Annotated in this window: 12 protein-coding genes and 3 pseudogenes; 6 read left to right on the forward strand and 9 right to left on the reverse strand. The window is 40.4% G+C overall.

The window, feature by feature from the left end:
* The first annotated feature begins 391 nt into the window (after window positions 1–391).
* Entirely contained in the window at window positions 392–1,633 is a 1,242-nt protein-coding gene (argJ, locus tag EZY12_17365) for a bifunctional ornithine acetyltransferase/N-acetylglutamate synthase (GenBank protein ID QSX66556.1), read from the forward strand.
* A gap of 469 nt (window positions 1,634–2,102) precedes the next feature.
* Entirely contained in the window at window positions 2,103–2,534 is a 432-nt protein-coding gene (locus EZY12_17370; GenBank protein QSX66557.1) for a hypothetical protein, read from the forward strand.
* Between the two features lie 77 nt (window positions 2,535–2,611).
* Here the strand turns inward: EZY12_17370 and EZY12_17375 are convergent, their stop codons facing one another.
* From EZY12_17375 to EZY12_17405, 7 genes and pseudogenes are all read right to left on the reverse strand, one after another.
* Window positions 2,612–2,890: a YggT family protein gene (locus tag EZY12_17375; GenBank protein QSX66558.1), complete on the reverse strand. Its 279-nt coding sequence runs from the start codon at window positions 2,888–2,890 to the stop codon at window positions 2,612–2,614.
* Window positions 2,891–2,992: 102 nt separating this feature from the next.
* Window positions 2,993–3,325: a hypothetical protein gene (locus EZY12_17380; GenBank protein QSX66559.1), complete on the reverse strand. Its 333-nt coding sequence runs from the start codon at window positions 3,323–3,325 to the stop codon at window positions 2,993–2,995.
* A gap of 200 nt (window positions 3,326–3,525) precedes the next feature.
* Entirely contained in the window at window positions 3,526–4,179 is a 654-nt protein-coding gene (upp, locus tag EZY12_17385; protein QSX66560.1) for a uracil phosphoribosyltransferase, read from the reverse strand.
* A 284-nt stretch (window positions 4,180–4,463) separates the two neighbouring features.
* Window positions 4,464–4,859, reverse strand: coding sequence for a hypothetical protein (locus EZY12_17390; GenBank protein QSX66561.1), 396 nt, complete (start codon window positions 4,857–4,859; stop codon window positions 4,464–4,466).
* Window positions 4,860–5,184: 325 nt separating this feature from the next.
* On the reverse strand, window positions 5,185–5,505 hold the full coding sequence (locus EZY12_17395; protein ID QSX66562.1) for a muconolactone Delta-isomerase family protein: 321 nt from the start codon (window positions 5,503–5,505) through the stop codon (window positions 5,185–5,187).
* A 635-nt stretch (window positions 5,506–6,140) separates the two neighbouring features.
* A complete protein-coding gene (locus tag EZY12_17400) occupies window positions 6,141–9,101 on the reverse strand; it encodes a UPF0182 family protein (GenBank protein QSX66563.1) in 2,961 nt (986 codons plus the stop codon).
* A 310-nt stretch (window positions 9,102–9,411) separates the two neighbouring features.
* Window positions 9,412–9,621 (reverse strand): annotated as a pseudogene (locus EZY12_17405) (hypothetical protein).
* A 211-nt stretch (window positions 9,622–9,832) separates the two neighbouring features.
* On the opposite strand from EZY12_17405, the gene EZY12_17410 reads away from it, so the two are divergent.
* On the forward strand, window positions 9,833–10,255 hold the full coding sequence (locus tag EZY12_17410; GenBank protein ID QSX66564.1) for a cyclic nucleotide-binding domain-containing protein: 423 nt from the start codon (window positions 9,833–9,835) through the stop codon (window positions 10,253–10,255).
* Window positions 10,256–10,803: 548 nt separating this feature from the next.
* Here the strand turns inward: EZY12_17410 and gatB are convergent.
* Entirely contained in the window at window positions 10,804–12,285 is a 1,482-nt protein-coding gene (gatB, locus tag EZY12_17415) for an Asp-tRNA(Asn)/Glu-tRNA(Gln) amidotransferase subunit GatB (GenBank protein QSX66565.1), read from the reverse strand.
* Between the two features lie 394 nt (window positions 12,286–12,679).
* On the opposite strand from gatB, the pseudogene EZY12_17420 reads away from it, so the two are divergent.
* From EZY12_17420 to EZY12_17430, 3 genes and pseudogenes are all read left to right on the forward strand, one after another.
* Window positions 12,680–12,949: pseudogene (locus tag EZY12_17420) on the forward strand (hypothetical protein).
* Window positions 12,950–13,501: 552 nt separating this feature from the next.
* Complete coding sequence (locus EZY12_17425; protein QSX66566.1) at window positions 13,502–15,046, forward strand: reverse transcriptase N-terminal domain-containing protein; 1,545 nt, start codon at window positions 13,502–13,504, stop codon at window positions 15,044–15,046.
* Window positions 15,047–15,122: 76 nt separating this feature from the next.
* Window positions 15,123–16,034: pseudogene (locus EZY12_17430) on the forward strand (transposase).
* A gap of 314 nt (window positions 16,035–16,348) precedes the next feature.
* On the opposite strand, the gene EZY12_17435 reads toward EZY12_17430, so the two are convergent.
* On the reverse strand, window positions 16,349–20,338 hold the full coding sequence (locus EZY12_17435) for a DUF4347 domain-containing protein (protein ID QSX66567.1): 3,990 nt from the start codon (window positions 20,336–20,338) through the stop codon (window positions 16,349–16,351).
* Window positions 20,339–20,640: the final 302 nt, after the last annotated feature.

Below are 20,640 nucleotides of genomic sequence, written 5' to 3' on the forward strand. Positions count from 1 at the left end.
GAGTATTTGTTAACAGCCTAGAACATTTATGTGTTTTTTTTACATATACAGCACTTTTCTTGTTAAATGACCACACCTAAATATCCAAAATGTTCACGGGGTAAAGGTTCTAGGATTTATTTTTGTACCCAACCGTTGAGCAAATTACATCCCCACCCTATGAGTACATTGAGGGTGGGGAATTACGCAAAATTGCTAAAATTATCGTGTCTGACCACCCTACAGACTACAAAATCTCCAAAAATTAATAACTAGCAACTTAAATGATTAGAAAAAGATTGTCATCAACAGATAAACTCACATATAGACATAAATACTGGACGCTGACATCAAACCAGCGGCGGAAGGTAATTAGGCAGCAAACGCGATATATATAATTGTGAGCAAAATTATGGCAGACTGGCAAATAATTACTGGTGGTGTGACAGCAGCGCGGGGGTATAGAGCAGCCGGAATTACAGCGGGGCTAAAAGCTTCAGGATTACCGGATTTAGCTTTAATAGTATCAGATGTGGAGGCGATCGCCGCAGGTGTATTTACCACTAGTCAGGTCAAAGCCGCCTGTGTAGATTACTGCCAGCAAGTGTTACAAGGCAAACATAGTGCTAGGGCAATTCTCTGTAATGCGGGACAAGCTAACGCCGCAACAGGTGAACAAGGTATTAAGGATGCCCAAGAAAGTGCAGACTTGTTAGGGAAAGAGTTAGGTATTAACCCGGAATCCATTTTATTAGCTTCTACTGGCGTAATTGGTCAACGGATTAAAATGGATATCTTGCGTGGTGGTATCCCCAAGGTTGTGGCAGCACTTTCGGAAACAGGCTCAGACACAGCCGCAGGGGCAATTATTACTACAGATTTAATTACCAAATCTATCGCCTTAGAAACTACTATAGGCGATCGCCCTGTCCGAATTGGTGGGATTGCCAAAGGTTCAGGAATGATTCACCCCAACATGGCGACAATGTTAGCTTTTGTTACCTGTGATGCGGCGGTATCTTCTCCGCTTTGGCAACAAATGTTAACTAGAGCAGCGGATAGAAGTTTTAATTCTATCACGGTTGATGGTGATACAAGTACAAATGATTGTTTAATTGCTTTAGCAAATGGTCAGTCTCGCACTCCAGCAATTACAGAAATGGGTGCAGAAGCCCAGAAGTTAGAAGCTATGTTAACATTTGTCTGTCAGCATTTGGCAAAAGCGATCGCTCGTGATGGCGAAGGTGCAACTTGTTTAATAGAAGTACAAGTGACAGGCGCTCATGATGAATTATCAGCCAGACAAATCGCCAAAACCATTGCAGGCTCATCTTTGGTCAAAGCTGCCATTTTTGGACATGATCCCAATTGGGGACGGATTGCGGCGGCGGCAGGACGGGCTGGAGTTCCTTTTGAACAGGAAAATCTCTCAGTTAAATTAGGGGATATTTTACTGTTTGAAAATGGTCAACCTTTAGCTTTTGATAAAGCAGCGGCTAGTGCATATTTGAAAGCAGCAGCTAATGGTGAATATCTACAATCAGACACGGTGTTAATTGCTGTTGGTGTTGGTAATGGTCATGGTAGCGGTAAGGCTTGGGGTTGTGATTTAAGTTATGATTATGTGAAAATTAACGCTGAGTATACAACGTAATAAAACGGGAGTTAAGATCCCCTACTTCTTGAAGAAGTTGGGGATCTGAGTTCTTTAATTTCATTTAGGATTGCTATATATCTTTCTGATACTTTTAACCGAGACATTCTCCGACATCTGAGATATCGTGAATATCCAGTATAACATCACCAACTGAGTTAGTGAAGGTGGTATCCCACATTGCCCACAGAACATAATTCTAAGGCTCTTGATTGTCTATCAACGAGTTCAATACCCAAATTTTCTCTAGAACTACCAAGTTTTCTAAGGAAAGGTTTATTTTCTTTGTAGCCATTCAAGTCTATTCGGAACCATTACAGTTACTCAAAATATTTATTGACTTTAAATTAACTACAAAACTCTCGTATATATATATATAATATTATGAACCTATTGTCGGGAAATGTCAATAGATGCCTGAAGATTTGATGTCCTATTCTTTGCTCTAATCACGCTCAAGGTGTCTTTTATGCGGTTACGCTCAATTTACTTAATTTTTATTGCTGGTTTTATCGGATTACTTTCTTGGGTATGGACTCCCACAGCTTTAGCATTAACACAGATTAAATTATCGGATATTTCTTACCATGACTGTCCATTGGAACTAGCAACTGGAATAGTGGGTAGCAGTGGTTCAAATTCTGCTGCTTGCTTTATAGTTACAGGTAAAGCGGAAAATAGCACGAACAAAACAGTTTATGATGCGGATATTTTTGGGCGTATATATGATGCCAATGGCGACTCAACCTTACAAAATCGGACTCGTCTGGGTTTAATAGCGGAAGTCCCTCCAGGAGTGAATGATTTTGAATTCAGAATTACTGTACCTAGTAATCAGCCTTTACCATTGCAGCTTAAGCAGTTTAAAGCTGCTGGTTTTAGTGGACGAGTAAGAAGATAGGAAACAGGAACAGGGAACAGGGGCAAAATTTTTGTTATACCTTCTTTCTCCTGACTCCTGACTCGGTGACTCCTGACTTAAAACCCTTGGACTAAGGTGGTACGGGCTAAACTATCTAGAACACTACCAACTATGTTCAATGCCAAAAATGCTAGGATAGGGGAGAAATCCATGCCACCCAAGGGGGGAATTATGGAACGGAATAGATTGAGGTAGGGATCACTAATTTGGCTTAAAGCCGCAAATGGTTGATTGGACCAGTCAACAGTGGGAAACCAAGTCAACAAGACTCGAGTAATCAGCAAATAGCTGTACAGAGAGACAAAGGTAGCGAGGGTTGTAATTAGTAAATTCATGGATGGGTAACTTTCCTATTAAATGTCAAACATAGATTCATGGTTGATTTTAATTTAGCTCACTTCATATTGTGTAGCCAATCAACATAACTAAGGGAAGATTTAAGAATGTTCATTAACTTCCTGAGATGAGTTACTGTTGACATTGCCTAATTGCTTCCGCACATCATCAATTGTGGCATTGAGTTGGGCAATTTTATCTTCTAGCGATCGCCTTGTTGCTTCTATTTCCAGATTCTCATTAGCTGAGGCTCTCATTTGCCGCCTTTTAGCTCCTGTCTGGCTATCATTATCACCAGTTAAGCCTTCATTCTCTTCATCGGCAAATTTAGCATCTAAGCGCGAAGTAATCACTGCACCAACCACACCACCGACTACGCCCCCTATCAATGTCCCCAGTAGCAACCCACTAGCAAAACCATCTTGTTGACTCATATTTTTACCACCTTCTAGAAAATAAGTAACTTTGACATACTTTAGCTATTTTCCGGACTTAGCTGCACGCCTACTGCCTTTCCAACATAAAATTACCTATCTTCATTCCTTCTTCCTTCTTCTTCTTCCTTCCTTCGCGTTCTTCGCACCTATCCCTGACGGGACGCTCCGCGAACGTGGTTCATTTAATCCATATACTTCTAAGTCCCAAAAATGCGATCGCCCGCATCCCCTAATCCCGGGACAATATACCCTTGATCATTAAGCGTTTCGTCAATAGTAGCGGTGTAAACGATTAAACCAGGATAGATAGCAGCCAATTTTTTCAAAGCTGGGGGGGCAACAACTACAGAAATAATGCGAGTTAAAGCAGGATCAACACCTCTTTGAGTTAATTCCGCCATTACTGCCATTATAGAACCTCCAGTAGCCAACATTGGCTCGGTAATTAACACCCGTGTTTCCGGAGCAAATTTTTCTGGCAATTTATTTAAATAACAAGTAGGTTCTAGAGTTTCTTCATTTCGCACCAACCCAAAATGGTAAATTGATGCTAAAGGTAGTACACCCTGCGCTCCCTCTAATAAGCCTAACCCAGCCCGCAAAATCGGTACAACAGCTACAGGTATGTGAGGATTAATAAAAGTGGCAGGACAGGCAGCGAGGGGGCTTTGCACGGTTGTTTCTTGGGTTGGCAACCACTCCCTAGCCGCTTCGTAAGTGAGCCACCTGCCCAACTCAGTAACAGCAGAACGAAATAATACTGATGGTGTAGCTACATCACGGGCAACTCCTAACCAGTGCTGAATTAGGGGATGGGGTGGGACAAAAACACGCAGTTGTTGTTGCGTCATAACCAAAAATGGGCAGTCTTGGACTATATGAGAACTCAAACAACATCATACTCTTTCCCAGCTACGAGTGACAGCTAATTATAATTTATTGCTAAAATTTATCATTAGTAGTTGACAACTCTTCTCAATTAAGGTTATATTGTCAACAAGTGTTCTCTTCTCTTTAAAGAATCGGCAACCGGGATTAGTCAGCATCAGCAGACTTTTCCCTATTTCTATTTGTATAAATACTGAATAGATCCCCTAGATCCCCGACTTCTTGGAGAAGTCGGGGATCTGAATCTTTAGCGAAATAAATTTTTATGGGAAAAGCCAACTTTTTTAGGTACGTATTCCGAACAGTCTATGGCTTCTTCTGTGAGAACAGAATCTGGCTTGACAGCACATTTTAAATAATGGTTATTCGCAAAAAACTGACATTTTTTACAGGGGACTTTTTGTAAAATTTTGCTTTGCAAGCATACTTTATCATCTGTATTGGTGCGGATTTTATGAAAAAGGAGCAGAAAAATAGCCCAAACAAAAATAAATCCCAGAGGAGCTAAAGATAGTGCTAAATCTGGTATTTGGATGTTGTGATATTGTCCTTGTACTTTTTCTTGTTGAATTGCACTTTGAGCAATGGACAAGTTGGTATTGTCGGATATGAGTGTTTTTTCCAATACCTGCTTTATATACATCTTATTTCCCTTAGTAATCTATAATGGTTCCTAATTGACAAAAGTGACAGAACCAGATATCAACCCCTTAGTTTAATTTTGAAACTTTTAATTTAAGTCTATGATCCATCTGAACAAAGCTTTATATAGCCTTCAATTATAGGTTTAGCAAAAGAAAAGTTTAGTTATCTCTGTCAATAGTTTTGTTTTTGATTATCTGCATATATACCTGAAGTAATACCTGTATATATAATTTTTATGTAATTCAGGAGAAATATGGAGAGTGAGCATGACTCACTCTACTGATAATAGGTAATAGTTGTTTTGAATTTTGAACTCGTATTACCTATTTTGTTTGCTCTAATCTAGCTTTGACATCATTAGCAAAGTCTTCATATTTCCTCAAAGGAGTTACTTCTACTTGCACTTTTTGGCCATTTTTTTTCATAATAGGCAAGTCCAGAAGAATTTGATCTAGTGTGTCTGGGGTGGGAACATCAACAATGACAATGACACGACGAGTACCAATACATTTCCATAAATCAACTATTATTCCGGCTTGTTTGGCTTGGAGTGCAACATCTGCTTCTTCACTCCATAAGGTAAATAGTTCTTGTTGATTCATGTTATCGGGGTATTCAACATGAAAATCTAAATGATATAGCATAGTTACTTGTTATCACAGGACTTTATTAGATTGACACTCTCACTGGCTTTAGCCGCTGAGATTCTTGGTTCAACGAGTCCACTTAGCTTAGACCCCTTGCAGTATCTAAACCAGAGGTGGTTCTCTCCCCAAGCGTTAACTTTCCCTCTGCCCGAAGGTAGTCGCATTGCTGCAAATTTTGCTTGAGTTTAAATTCTGTGTTGTCTAGCTCCCATGAAGATTTTACCTATTCGGAGGGTAGTCACTAGAACTATGGAATAGAACCCCATATCAAAAAGAGTCAAGGATCAGAAAAGCCGTTAGGCAGTTAGGTTTTTATACAGGTTGATTACCATTCCTGTTGTGGGCAGTATAACACCATTAGGAGCAAAGATGACAAAACTTCATGTACCTCAACCAATCTTCATGAGAAGAAAGACTCTATGCGCTTTATTACCGCACGAGTCGCTTATATCTCAGGTCTAAAGACACTGAGCTTTACGCTTGCCGGATGCTCTTGTAAACCAAAATCAGCTTAATTCTGAGTAGGGGCGTATAGCAATACGCCCCTACGTTAATGTCCTCATAGAGGAGTCACGCTCGTTGCCCACACTCACCCGAAGGGGAGTGTGTGGAGTATGTCACAAATAGACTATTTAACGAGTAGGTAGTTCTTCTTCTAGGGGACGAATAATGGGTGGTAGTGGTGCGAGTTCTGGTTGAAAGATTCCTTGTAGTGCTTGCTCTAAGGTTCGTGCCATGATGATGCGGTTTTCATAGGCTACAATTACTCTAACTAATGTTGGTAAGCTATTCTGTGTAGCTTCTAAATAAATTGGTTCAACATATAGTAAAGATTGCTCAATGGGAACTATTAAAAGATTACCTTGAATTACTCGGGAACCTTGACGATTCCACAGGGAAATTTGTTGAGAAATAACTGGATCTTGATTAATTCTAGCTTCAATTTGTTCTTGTCCATAAATCAAGCGTTCTTTAGGAAAGTTATATAACAGTAATTTGCCATAATTTTCGCCGTCAGAACGTGCTGCTAACCAAGCAATTAAATTCGTCCGTTGTTTGGGTGTGTAGGGAAGTAAGAGGATAAATTCTTCAAAAGAGACGTTGGGAAGACTAGTAATTAAATAGTAGGGTTCAACTTTACGGGTTTCGTTGCCATAAATTTCATTGGGAATTTGCCATTGATCTTCTCGGTTGTAAAATACTTGAGGATCTGTCATGTGGTAGATCATTAAGCGTTCAGATTGAATTTTAAAAAAGTCTACTGGATAGCGAAGATGACTACGAAGATTGGGGGGTAAATTCCCTAAAGGTTGGAACATTTGGGGAAATATTTTCGACCAAGCAGTAATTAATGGATCTTGAGGATCTGCAATGTAAAATCTGACTGTGCCGTTGTTCGCATCAATAACGACTTTAACGGAGTTACGAATATAGTTGATACCGTCTTTACCTGTATCAGAATAGGGATAGCGATCGCTTGTAGTGTAAGCATCAACTATCCAATAAAGATAATTTTCTTGTCCGGGAAATTGTAGTTTTTGATCGTCTTTTTGAGCATCAACCACAACTAAATAAGGATCGCTATCAAATTTTAAAAATGGGGCAATTGCTCGAATTCTTTGATTAATATTGCGACGAAATAATACTTTAGTCTCTGGTAAAAAATCTCGTGTAAATAGCATTCTCCAGTCTTTCAAATATATGGAAAATAGCCATCTTTTCCATAAATAATTTATCTTGATACCACCTAATCCATCATAATTATTATAAACATTATCACTGCCACTAGGATAATCTAACTCTCTAACTTTTGTCCCAGTCATGACGTGAGTATCACTAATTTCTCCGTAATAAATTCTGGGTTGTCCAATGGGAATACTTTCACGAATATCTGGACTAGAAGTATTTAAAACACTACCATTTTTGCTAATATCCTTGACAAAATATTCTGGTAATCCACCAGCAGCAACGGTATTAACGGGACTCATGGTAAAGCCATAACCATGAGTATAAATCATATTTCGGTTTACCCATGTTTGTGCTTGGGGAGGAACATCTTGATAATTTAATTCTCTAGCTGCAATTAGTACCTGTTGTTTTTCTTGATTGTCGTTACTTTTTATTAAATATCTATCAATATCAGCATCAGGAAATTGATAATAGGGACGAATTTGTTGTAATTGCCGATTGGTTTTTAGTAATGGTTCTTGATCCCAAAGACGAATATTCCGAATTGTTAAATCATTAGCTTTGATATCAGCTTCTGTTAATTTTCCTATGGGGTTAAATGTTTGGGAATCAATGGCATCTAAATTAAATGCTTGCCGAGTTAGGGCAATATTTCTGGTAATATAAGGTTTTTCTCTCTTTAATTCATTTGGTTCAACAATTATTTTTTGTACAGTTATAGGTAAAATAAAATTACCTGTGACTATAAAGATTAGATAAATACCTAAAATATAGCTTACCCAGCGATAGCGATGATGTGAAAATTTTTGTGGCCAAAATATAGTTAAAGATAATAAATACAAAGCGATCACTACTGATAAAACACATAATATTGTATCTGCTGGTAATTGGGCTTTAACATCAGTAAAACTAGCTCCATAACTAACTCCACGAGCAGAATAAAGCAGTTGATAACGACTGAGCCAATAATTTAAAGATACTACCAACATTAAACAGCCCATTAAGCCCGATAAATGGCGAAGTTGTGGTGAAGAAAATCCTGGAAAACTAGCTTGAGTGAGACTATTTGCTGATAATAAATATGTAAGAATTACGCTAATTAAGCCATATAAAGATAATCCTATTAACCAAAATCCTAAAAGTTCCCAGATAGGGAGTAAGAAAATATAAAAACTGATATCTTTGCCAAATAATGGTTCAGCATGATCAAAGGGAATAGGATGAAAAGATAAAAGAATTTTTGACCAATACTGAGACAGTATCCATCCAAATCCCAGACTCAAAATAATAGCGATCGCTCTGAGGAAAAATTTGCTATAAATTAATATAGCCAGAGATAATCCCCCAAATAATCCTAAATCCCAAGGTTGAGAAATTATCTTTTTTCCCAATGGCAAAATTATCTCTGGCCGCAATAGCAACGGTACTGATAAACCGGATTGATTAAAATTATCTGTCCAATAAGAGAGGGCAATTTTTCCATAGTGTGCTAATGTTAAGTACAATAAAAAAATTAATCCTAATATTAAAGGTAATAGCCATCGTAATTTAATTTTATTGGTATAGTTATGCCATTGAGAACCTTGATTAGTTGTGGGATATTGAGGACTAAGAAAATTCATCAATCTTCGACTAATTTTTATTTCCTCCACGGGAATAGAATCAGAAAAAGGGGTATATTTCAGCCTTTGGGCTAAAGTTAGATTTCCTAACAGATAAACGGTACTCAAACTCACAATAAATAACCATATACTCCCTTGACTTAACAATCTTTGTCGCAATACTTCTATATAACCAACTTCCTGAAACCAAAAAATTTCCGCACCCACATGAGCGGCTATATCTAAGAATAGCCACAAACCCAAACACACTATAAAAACTTTAATAGCTTTCATGAAAAACATTAATTTTATATATATGGCAATAGGATTTGAATTTTGAAAACTCTAAGTATTTGTAGGGTGCGTTACGGCTATGCCTAACGCACCCTAAGCTCCATCAACGGTGCGTTACGAGACGAGCTAACGTACCCTACGTTGTCCGTTATTTCACTCCTGACTTATACTACAAGCTTAATTCCAATTACCAATCATTGTCAAAGCAGACCAATAATATGGATGGGATAAATTCATATTAGGGACTTCCAAATAAAAAAATGTCCCAAAACTGACGCAAAAATTCTCTCTCTGTGTTCTCTGTGCCTCTGTGGTTCGTTTATTGGGATAATTTATTTCTTGGAAGTCCCTTATCTAAATTAGCTAATTCTGGAGGTAACGCAATCCGTTTTTCTGGTGAGAGATATAAATATTTGTCTGCTATGCGAACTTCTCCTTTGAGCATTCCTAACTGAGCTTGTCTGAGAGATTCGGAGCGTAAAGAAGTAAGTTTCAACTGATCATAAAATTTTGTGATTAGTGCTAGAGAACTGTGTACATAATTGTAAGTTTCTATGGGAGAATAATTTTCTAGAAAGTACATCATAAATTGGTAATTTTCTAACAATGCTCAAGATAAATTTTCAGAATTTAGGAGTCAAAATCTTAACTTAGCTTCTACAGTAGGATAATCTAAGGCTAATTACCTTCTTACTGATGATTTGATATCAGTGTTAATGTTTTATTTGTAACCAGTAACTATGCTTACCAGTGTTGATCGGTTATTATTTGTAAGACAAGTCCCCATTTTTAAAGAACTGCGGGATGATTTCATTGTCAGGCTTGCTTCCGTAATGAATGAGTTATCCTACCCAGCTAATTATACAATCTTTCAGCAAGGACAAGAAGGGCGATCGCTGTATATATTAGTATCTGGTCGGGTAAAAGTCCATATTGGTGATACCAAGTTAGCAGAAGTTGATAAGGGAAACTACTTTGGTGAAATGGCGGTCTTTGATACTCAACCTCGTTCCGCGGCTATTACTACTTTAGAATCTTGTGAGTGTTTGGAACTTACCCAAGAGCAACTTTATGATGCTATTGAAGAAACTCCAGAAATTGCCGTGAATATTATTCGTGAGTTATCTCGTTTAATTCGGAAACTAAATGAAAATATTAGTTAATAGTTATGACTAAATATTTCTATATTTCTACTTATTTGCCTCAGTTTACAGGTATAGATGGGATAAAAGAGAGAAAATTAGATAGGGTTTGCAAAAAAGAAAGCAAAAGGGTTGATAGATAAAAGCCATAAAATCATGATTGATGTATCAAATATTTTTTACCCCACCCTAACCCTCCCCTGGGAAAGGTGAGGGAACTTCATTTTCCGATTTCCCCCCTTTATAAAGCTACGGTGTACACACATCTCTAGACAGGATGCTAAACGTGATCCGATCCCCCTAAATCCCCCTTAAAAAGGGGGACTTTGAAGAATTTAGCCCCCCTTTTTAAGGGGGGTTGGGGGGATCTAAACGTTGTGGGGCAACTCTAGAAGACTTGTGTGTACACCGTAGCCTTTATAAAGGGGGATTAAGGGGGGTAAAAAATCACGACGGATTACTTTTCAAACATCCTCTAAGAGTGAAATGTGGGGCTTATGCTGATTAAGCTAAACAAGCTCTCTAGATAATCAAGTTGTGTCTCATTACTACATTATACTACGATTCGGCTAAATTGGCGCATTGAGTTTCTCTTCAATCAATTGATTTGTGAGTTTGGGTTCTGCGCGTTTGTCTGTTTTTTTGAGAACTTGTCCCACAAAAAAGCCTTTAAGGTTGGTGTTACCTTTGCGATATTTTTCAACTTGTTGAGGGTTAGCAGCGATGATTTCATCAACGATCGCTTCAAGAATGGTACGATCTGAAATCAGTTCTTGACCCGCAAAAGCTTCCTCTGGAGAAACACCATTTAATAAATCTGTGAGTTTTTCCTTAGCTTGTCCGTTACTGATTTTACCAGTTTCAATGCGAGTAATCACATCAGCTAAGTTAACAGCAGTCAGTTTAATTTCAGAAATGGTGAGTTTTTGTTTATTTAAGTAACCAGCGATATCTTGAGTAATCCAGTTAGCCGCAGCTTTAGGATTTGCACCTTGAGCGATCGCACTTTCAAAATAGTCTGCAACTGGTTTATCCTCAGTTAACACCCTTGTATCATAAGCAGAAAGTCCCAACTCATTTTCATAATGGTGGCGTTTATAGGCGGGTAATTCTGGTAATTGATTTAACCATGAGTCCAATTCTGCTTGGGTGACTTCAATGGGGGCTAAATCTGGTTCTGGGAAGTAACGATAATCACTAGAACCCTCTTTTATCCGCATACTACTTGTGCGTTGTGAACCTTCTTCCCACAGACGTGTTTCTTGAACAATTTTTTCTCCTGATTCAATGGCTGTAATTTGACGTTCAATTTCATAATCAATTGCTTTTTGAATCGCACTAAAGGAGTTCATATTCTTAATTTCTACCTTAGTGCCAAATTGCTCTCGTCCCACTGGACGCACAGAAATATTCACATCACAACGCAGAGAACCTTCTTGCATATTTCCATCACTAACGCCAAGATAACGGACAATCCGGCGTATTTCTTGAGCATATTCTGCGGCTTCTTGTCCTGTTCGCAAATCAGGTTCAGAAACAATTTCCACCAAGGGAATACCAGCGCGGTTGTAATCTACAAGCGAATAGGTAGAACCAGAAAGTCTATCACTACCTGCGTGTACGAGTTTTCCTGCATCCTCTTCCATGTGTAAGCGGGTAATGCCAATCCGTTTACGATTGGGGTTTCCTGCATCATCTACCAATTCAATTTCTATCCAACCATGTTCGGCTATGGGTAAATCATATTGCGAAATTTGGTAATTTTTGGGTAAATCAGGATAAAAATATTGTTTGCGGTCAAATTTACTATACCGAGCGATTTGACAATTTAGCGCCAAACCAGTTTTCACGGCGTATTCGAGAACTTTGGCGTTCAGTACGGGTAAAACTCCTGGTAAACCCATACAAACTGGGTCAATGTTAGTATTGGGGTCAGCACCAAAAGCAGTAGAACTGTTGGAGAAAATTTTGGTGTTGGTACTGAGCTGACAATGGGTTTCTAAGCCAATAATCGCTTCGTATTCAGTTTTTACAGGTGTAGCTGTGGTCATATCCAGATTTTGCCATTTTTCTGATTTGGTACTATTTTAGCGGTTTTGGGTTGATATTAAGGGTGAGGCTATCGCGCTATTCTGTGAGATTTTGACACTCTCACTGGCTTTAGCCGCTGAGATTCTTGGTTCAACGAGTCCACTTAGCTCAGATCCCTTGCAGTATCTAAACCAGAGGTGGTTCTCTCCCCAAGCGTTAACTTTCCCTCTGCCCGAAGGTAGTCGCATTGCTGCAAATTTTGCTTGAGTTTAAATTCTGTGTTGTCTAGCTCCCATGAAGATTTTACCTATTCGGAGGGTAGTCACTAGAACTATGGAATAGAACCCCATATCTTCAATTGTCAAGGACCAGAAAAGCCGTTAGGCAGTTAGGTTTTTATACAGGTTGATTACCATTCCTGTTGTGAACATTATAACACTATTAGGAACGCAGTATCGCGCAATAGATGAGGCTATTCGTGCATCTCAATTCATCCAAAATAAATGTTTAAGATATTGGATGGACAATAAAGGTGCGACGAAATATGATCTCAATAAATATTGCGCGATTTTGGCATCTGAATTTCCTTTCGCTGATGAACTTAATTCAATGGCTAGACAATCTGCTGCGGAGCGTTCTTGGAGTGCAATAGCTCGGTTTTACGACAATTGTAAAAAGAAAGTTAGTGCGATTCGTTGTTAGTTGAATCACGGTATCCAGCCCGTACATAAGCTAACCAACCCAATCTAGCAATAGAAGAAGGTTGAACTCTCGGTCTGATATGGGTGAAAGTCCCATCTACCAGACTCAGGTATGACTCCCTATCTGCCTACGATGACCCGACTCGGTTTCGGGAGGTCGAAGCTAGGAACAGGGCGCAACCAGACATCCGTTGTGGGGTGACACTGGTGCTAACGGGGAGTTCCCACGGTGAAACAGAGCCTAGAAAAGCAACCTACTTTTGAGCAGGACACAACATCAAAAACCTGACTTCATTGGAGATAATTCCCGCCGCATTTTTAACTTAATAGCGGTAAGAGTCTAGGGATTCCAGTGGTTGAATTGGCTACACCTAACGGAACTATCAATCAACCGAGGGAACGAATAAAAACGAGTTGAGGGTCTGAGGGCGGTCGAACCCCAAGTAGGCTGGACGAGCAGCGGAATCCCCCCAATTCGGGTAGGACAGACCGTAATTGGTCTGAGGTGTTCAGAATACACAAATTGGAGCAGAGCATGATTGGACACAGAGACAACTCTAGTGAATCTTGGAAGACGTTGCCCTGGAAGAAATTCCGCCGCAACTTATTCCGCCTACAAAAACGAGTGTACAAAGCGGTTCAAGTTGGCGACAAGCTTAAAGCGAAGTCCTTACAAAAGCTGATTCTGAAGTCAACCGCAGCAAGATTATTGGCTATCCGTCAAGTATCACAGCTAAACGCTGGGAAAAAGACCGCAGGAATTGATGGCAAAAAGTCCCTTACCTTTAAGGAACGCTTCGAGCTTAATGAACTGCTAAAAGCATCTGTTAGCAACTGGAAACACCAGGGGCTAAGAGAAATACCCATCCCCAAAAAGGACGGTACTACCAGGATGCTGAAAATCCCTACTATTGCTGATAGGGCTTATCAATGCCTTATCAAATACGCATTAGAACCAGCACACGAGGCAACCTTCCACGCCAGGAGTTACGGGTTTAGGACTGGACGGTCAGCGCATGACGCACAGAAAATCCTGTTCGACAACTTACGCTCAACCAGCAACGGAATAGATAAACGAGTTATAGAACTCGATATTGAAAAATGCTTTGACAGGATAAACCACACCGCCATTATGGAGAGACTCATCGCTCCTTATAGCATAAGACAAGGAATCTTCCGATGTCTCAAAGCCGGAGTTAATCCAGAGTTCCCCGAACAAGGAACACCTCAAGGTGGCGTGGTAAGTCCACTATTAGCGAACATCGCCTTAAACGGTATCGAAAGTATCCATACATATAAAGATGCCGGAGGGTCAATAAAAGAACCATCAATCCGTTATGCGGATGACATGGTAATAATACTTAGACCTCAAGACGATGCCACAGAAATACTTGACAAAATCAGTCAGTTCCTAGCAGAGCGGGGAATGAAAGTCAGCGAGAAAAAGACAAAGCTAACCGCCGCGACAGATGGGTTTGATTTCCTCGGCTGGCATTTTAAAGTCCAGAAAAACGGGAAGTTTAGATGCGTTCCATCTGCGGACAACTTTAAATCTTTTCGCAAGAAAGTAAAATACATCGTCAACAACTCGAATTATGGTTCTACCACAAAGGCTGAAAAATTAGCCCCCGTAGTTAGAGGCTGGAGGAATTACCACCGCTTCTGCAAGATGGACGGGTCAAGAAACTCGTTATTTCACATCCAAAACAGAGCATTTAGGGTATTCAACAAGGAAACTAAACAGAATCGCTATACCAGTAAGCAATTACTAGATAAGGCTTTTCCAGCAGTCCCTTACTCCGAAAACAAACACATCAATGTCAAAGGTGAGAAATCACCTTATGACGGAGATTTAAGTTATTGGAGCGAACGTAATAGCAAGCTCTATAACAACAATACCTCTAAAGCCCTCAAACGGCAAAGCCATAAATGTGGTCATTGTGGTCTAAAAATGCTCAGTGATGAGAAGGTACATTTTCATCATATAGATGGAAACCATAAGAATGGTAAACCTAAAAACCTTCTAGCAATTCATGAAAGCTGCCACGATTATATTCACATGAGCAAAAGCGAAAGCTAAGAACATCGGAAGCTGGGTGCAGTGAAAGTTGCACGCCCAGATTTAACAGAGAGGGGCAGGGAATAATATCCCTCCTCGACTCTACCAGGGTAAAAAGGGATTTCCGAAATTCAAAAAGAATTGCCGCTCAGTTGAATATAAGGTTAGCGGCTGGAAGTTATCTGAAACCAGAAAAGCAATTACTTTTTCTGATAAAAAAGGTATAGGTACTCTGAAATTAAAAGGTACTTATGATCTTAATTTCTATGACATCAAGCAAATTAAGCGAGTTCGTTTAGTCCGTCGGGCTGATGGATATTATGCTCAATTTGCAATTGATGTCAAGATTAGAATCGAATCTCAACCAACGAATCAAATAGTTGGCTTAGATGTGGGGTTAAAATACTTTATTGCCGATTCAAAAGGTAATGTAGAACCTGCCCCACAATTCTATAGAAAATCAGAGAAGCAGTTAAGTCGAGCTAATCGCAAAAAATCCAAGAAGTTTGACAGAAACAAGAAAAAAGCTAAACAACCACAATCCAAGAACTATTTAAAAGCTAAAAATAGGTATGCCCGTAAACATTTAAGAGTAAGTAGGCAGCGAAAAGAATATTGCAAGAGATTAGCATATTCCGTGATCCAATCTAACGATTTGGTAGCTTATGAAGACTTAAATATTAAAGGCATGGTAAGAAACCGACATTTAGCTAAATCAATTTCTGATGCTGGCTGGGCAACTTTTCGGCAATGGTTAGAATATTTTGGGCATAAATATGGGAAAATAACGGTTGCCGTCCCTCCCCGTAATACTTCTCAAAATTGTGCTAATTGTGGTCAAGAAGTGAAAAAATCCCTGTCAACCAGAACCCATAATTGTCATCATTGTGGATTCGTGGAAGATAGAGATATTAATGCCAGTATCAATATCCTAAAATTAGGATTAACTACGGTAGGGATACGGTCAGCTACGCTACAGGAGATTTGCCCTCTTGGGCGATTGGTGTAAACCTGTCGTCTAACGGCGAGTCTGTGAATGTAGAATCCCCGCGTCTTTAGACCGGGGAGTGTCAACAAGTTCATATTCCTTAGATAGAAAAATCAACGGAATTATTTTTGATGTAGAGACGTTACATAAAAAGTCTCTACAAGTCTCTACAAGTCTCTACAAATGTTCTAGATAGCGCACATTTAATTTCGGTCGTTGTCTCCTAAACAAGCAAGCTGAAATCACTAACACTGAGGGTGATATCAGGATTACCTGTTGTAGAGACGTTTCATGAAACATCTCTACAACGTCGTTCATCTACATGATACCAGAAGCTACACTAAGGTAGTAGTAAAGTTACCGAGTCCTAAAGTACCAGTTAAACCTGTCACCTCAATGATGGCATCGGTAGTGGCACTAAATCCTGCGGTAGCGTTGTTAATAGCGACAAAGGTACGGCTACCAAAGGTAAATTGAGCCGCAGAATTAACTGTAAAAGCAGCAGCAGTTAACTTAGCTGCAATCCCGGCTGTATCAAGTGTTGCCACAGATCCGACATTAGAAAATACGCTGCGAGCAGTGGAAACAAGGAATAAATCATTACTAGCATTAGCATTGAGTCCGGTAACGACATCAAAGTCACTCAGAAGAGAATCAGTTAAAACGCGGTAGTCAAAACGGTCTACTCCCAACCCTCCAGTTAGAGTATCCTTTTGAAGCCCCCCGGTGAGGATATCATTACCAGCACCACCAAATAAGATATCATTACCTGCACCACCGTTAAGAGTGTCATTACCTGCGCCACCATTGAGAGTATCATTACCGGCGTTACCTGTGAGGCTGTTATTAGCACTGTTACCGATAAGGACGTTATTGCCGGCATTACCAGTACCGTTAATTGCTGTTATTCCTGTCAGGGTGAGGTTTTCTACATTCGTTGCTAGGGTGGTAGTAACGGCAGATGTGAGGGTATCGGTTATAGTTGTAGTTACAGTTGCTGTACCCAATTGGGCATTGGTAGGAGAAGACAGGGTAAGATTAAAGGTTTCCTGTGCTTCGTTAAGGGAGTCATTGAGAATGGGAATAATGATGTCTTGATTGGTAACACCAGGAGCAAAGGTGAGAGTTCCGTTAGTGGTAGTATAGTCCGACCCTGCTATAGCCGTATTATTAACAGTGGCATATTGAACAGTAACGGTTTCAGTGCTGTCACCAAACAAAGTAACAGTATAAGTGACATTTTGGGGACTGGTGATGCCTTCGACTACCGTTTGGTTAGCGCTCACGTCAATAATAACGGGTAAATCATTATCAGCAATATTGACTGTGGCACTAGCAGCAGTTCCAACTGTGTAGCCTGTTCCTGATGTGACGGTGAGGATGGCAGTTTCTGCTGCTTCTACAAGGGTGTCATCAGTGACGTTCAGGTCAACTAAGGCTGTGCTAGAACCTGCGGCAAAGGTAACAGTATTAGGAATGGTTGTGTAATCTGTGCCATTGGTGGCTGTTCCGGTCAAGGCAACGTTAACTGTTAAGCTACCAGTGACATCACCAGTCCGGGTTAATGTGTATTGTCCGGGATTTGGTGTTGTTCCTAGTAGGGTTTCGGCAGCATCTGCATCTGTGGCAGCAACGGTGATTACAGGTAAGGTACTCCCACCATCACCATAGATTTTAACGTCATCAACGTTCCAAGAACTTACTGTAAATACACCAGCGCTACCAACATTGAACCCGAAACGAATTTGAGTTGAGGCACTCTTGTAGGCACTAATATCAAATTGTTGAGGGGTCCAAGCGTTATCTTGGACTCCTGGGTAATCGTTGAAATTGCTAGGCAAAAGATTGACCCAGCTAGAACCGTTGAATATCTCAACTTTGTTCTGCATATAGGGCGTGTAGTCACTATTGAGCCAACGGGCAAATTCAAAGAACAACTTATTAGCGGTGCTGGTGTTGATAACCGGACTGGTTAAATAATAGAAGTCGTGCAAGGCTGCGGAGGCATTTCCACCAATCACTACTCCGGCTACACCATTATCGGCAGTGGGAGTATTGTCCGTTCCAGGATCAGGGTTCCCAAAAACCTGACCCGTAGAAGTCTTGGCCGCACCGATTTGCCATTCTGTCCCCAGAGTCCAACCCTTCGTGTTATTAGCAAAATCATCCGAGAAGTAAGTAGTAAATCCTTCCTCAGAAATAATAGTTCCCGTTGCTGTATTAGGAGCATCACCAATGTAGCCTGTCCCAGAATTGACAGTTAAAATAACTGATTCGTTATTTTCCTGTACGGTATCAGCAATCGGATCAACCGCAACCGTTGCTGTTGTGGCATTAGCAGCAAAGGTGACAGTTCCCAGTTTCGTCGTCGGATTAAAGGTAACACTGCCATTGGTTAAGAGATTATAGTCTGCTGGGTCGCTTCCCACCGGGGCGGCGTTTGCTATGCCACTCGCCCCGAAGTTAACGGTCAGGGGAGAACTTAGGTTTAAATTGGTGCGAGTAAAGGTATAAACCAAGTTAGTCGCACCGTCTTCTTGAACAGTGGCAGGACTGACACTGACAGTTACAGAAGGTAAGTTAGCTGCCGCCAAAGCATTAAAAACATTGAGGCGTTTTCCAGAAACCGTTTTCCCTGCTAGGGCAGCAATTGGGTCACCGGTGTTCATCAAGGTATTCTTAACCTGCTGTGCGGTCCAAGTCGGATTTTGAGACCAGACTAAAGCCGCAGCCCCGGCAACGTGGGGACTGGCCATTGATGTCCCAGAATAAGTTCCATAACTGTTGTTAGGCAGGGTGCTATAAATGCCTGAACCTGGTGCGCCTAAGTCCACACTGGTCAATCCATAGTTGGAGAACCAAGACAGGCTATCAGTGTTTGTGGTGGAAGCAACAGAGATAATATTGGCTAGGTTATAGCTGGAGGGATAGTGGGGTGATGTGTCAGTGTCAATAGAGTCATTACCCGCTGCCGCAATAAATAAAGCCCCAGCTTGACCTGCTGCATTAATGGCATTATACAAAGCTTGTTCACTGGGTCCACCTCCCCAGGAGTTGTTGGTTATTTTCACGCCCTTGGCTGTGGCATAGTCAATTGCTTTTATGGCATTGGAAGTAGAACCGAAACCATCATCGGCTAAAAACTTCAGAGGCATAATCTTGGCATTCCAGGCCACCCCGGTCACACCAACGCCGTTATTCCCTTTACCAGCAATGGTTCCAGAAACGTGGGTACCATGTCCGTCCACATCACTGGGGTTGTTGTCATTATAGGCAAAGTCCCAGCCGCGAATGTCATCAATGTAGCCGTTATTATCGTTATCTATGCCATCGCCGGCGATTTCTCCTGGATTAGTCCAAATATTGCCTACTAGATCAGGGTGGTTATAATCAACTCCTGTATCAATCACTCCTATGACCAGGTTGGGATTGCCTTTTTGGATATCCCAGGCTTCAGGAGCATCAATATCTGCGTCTGGAGTACCGCCATTTTGACCTGTGTTATTTAGTCCCCATAGTTGACCAAACCCTGGGTCATTGGGGATTGTAACTGCTTTGGTGACAATATAATCTGGCTCGATGTACTTGAATGTGGAACTATTTCTATGTGTAGCTATGGCAGTTTCTACAGAGGTTTTTCCAGATAACGTCCATATTTGAGCCCCTGTCAGCTTAATGGTCTCTGTCTTGACCACTCCCAAGGTGTTTTTAATCTCATTGGCTTGGGCGATATTGATTGTGTCATTGAATTTAACAATCAGTTTATTACTGGCATAAGCTGGTTTCGGAGTTGGATATTTTCCTACGGTATCTTGACTATTTCCGTTCGAGGTGATAGATGCAATTTCTAGTGCTGGAGATGCTTCAATCAATCCAGTAGTGTATTCTAACACCCAGTCTCCACCTGATGTAATATTCCCAGTCAAGTCATCAGATGCAGCTACATCTGCCCCGGTCAACTGACTAATTTGCTGGACAAAAGTTTTACCTGCTGAACCCTGAGCAACATTGGAAGCATACAACAGAATGTCTCCTGTGGCGGTGAGAGATTGACCCCACTGCTGCAATTGTGATGTGTAACTGCTGAGGTTTGAGGAGTTGAGGACGGTTGAACCAAGTGACAAACTGCCTTCTGACCCTTGAGAAATAATCTGAAGGCTATCAATGTTTGTAAGTCCTGATAAATTCTGAGTAATTTGCTGAATACCGTCTTGGTTGGCACTGAGAAGAAACAACAGTGTACCAGGTTTAACGCTATCAACTATATTTCTATAATCTGCAACGTTGGGATCAACGAAAACAACGGATTTGGTAGATTCTGCCATAACTATAACTTTGAACCCTGTATATTTTTCGATCCTTATTTTTTTAATCTACTCCACAAATGACCGGGTTCTGTACCGGAAAATACTAAGTTATGACTGACTTAGATAATTTCTATGACTGTTTTGAGAAATACACACATAGCGCAAACCCAAGATGTTTGCATAAGCTAATCAATTATTTTAGGTAAAGCTTGCCAATTTGCCATCCTCTTCTCTGCCCCCTACAGATGGAACATTCCTATAAAGGTTTTAAATTACGCATACTTGATTATTGTATAAAATAACAAAATTTACTAGGTTAA

Source organism: Dolichospermum sp. DET69 (genome assembly GCA_017355425.1).
Taxonomy (GTDB): Bacteria; Cyanobacteriota; Cyanobacteriia; order Cyanobacteriales; family Nostocaceae; genus Dolichospermum.

What these genes read in the sequence shown, in the direction of transcription:
- argJ (QSX66556.1), top strand. Translation starts at nt 392, where the DNA reads ATGGCAGACTGGCAAATAATTACTGGTGGTGTGACAGCAGCGCGGGGG.
- EZY12_17370 (QSX66557.1), top strand. Translation starts at nt 2,103, where the DNA reads ATGCGGTTACGCTCAATTTACTTAATTTTTATTGCTGGTTTTATCGGA.
- EZY12_17375 (QSX66558.1), bottom strand. Translation starts at nt 2,890, where the DNA reads ATGAATTTACTAATTACAACCCTCGCTACCTTTGTCTCTCTGTACAGC.
- EZY12_17380 (QSX66559.1), bottom strand. Translation starts at nt 3,325, where the DNA reads ATGAGTCAACAAGATGGTTTTGCTAGTGGGTTGCTACTGGGGACATTG.
- upp (QSX66560.1), bottom strand. Translation starts at nt 4,179, where the DNA reads ATGACGCAACAACAACTGCGTGTTTTTGTCCCACCCCATCCCCTAATT.
- EZY12_17390 (QSX66561.1), bottom strand. Translation starts at nt 4,859, where the DNA reads ATGTATATAAAGCAGGTATTGGAAAAAACACTCATATCCGACAATACC.
- EZY12_17395 (QSX66562.1), bottom strand. Translation starts at nt 5,505, where the DNA reads ATGCTATATCATTTAGATTTTCATGTTGAATACCCCGATAACATGAAT.
- EZY12_17400 (QSX66563.1), bottom strand. Translation starts at nt 9,101, where the DNA reads ATGTTTTTCATGAAAGCTATTAAAGTTTTTATAGTGTGTTTGGGTTTG.
- EZY12_17410 (QSX66564.1), top strand. Translation starts at nt 9,833, where the DNA reads ATGCTTACCAGTGTTGATCGGTTATTATTTGTAAGACAAGTCCCCATT.
- gatB (QSX66565.1), bottom strand. Translation starts at nt 12,285, where the DNA reads ATGACCACAGCTACACCTGTAAAAACTGAATACGAAGCGATTATTGGC.
- EZY12_17425 (QSX66566.1), top strand. Translation starts at nt 13,502, where the DNA reads ATGATTGGACACAGAGACAACTCTAGTGAATCTTGGAAGACGTTGCCC.
- EZY12_17435 (QSX66567.1), bottom strand. Translation starts at nt 20,338, where the DNA reads ATGGCAGAATCTACCAAATCCGTTGTTTTCGTTGATCCCAACGTTGCA.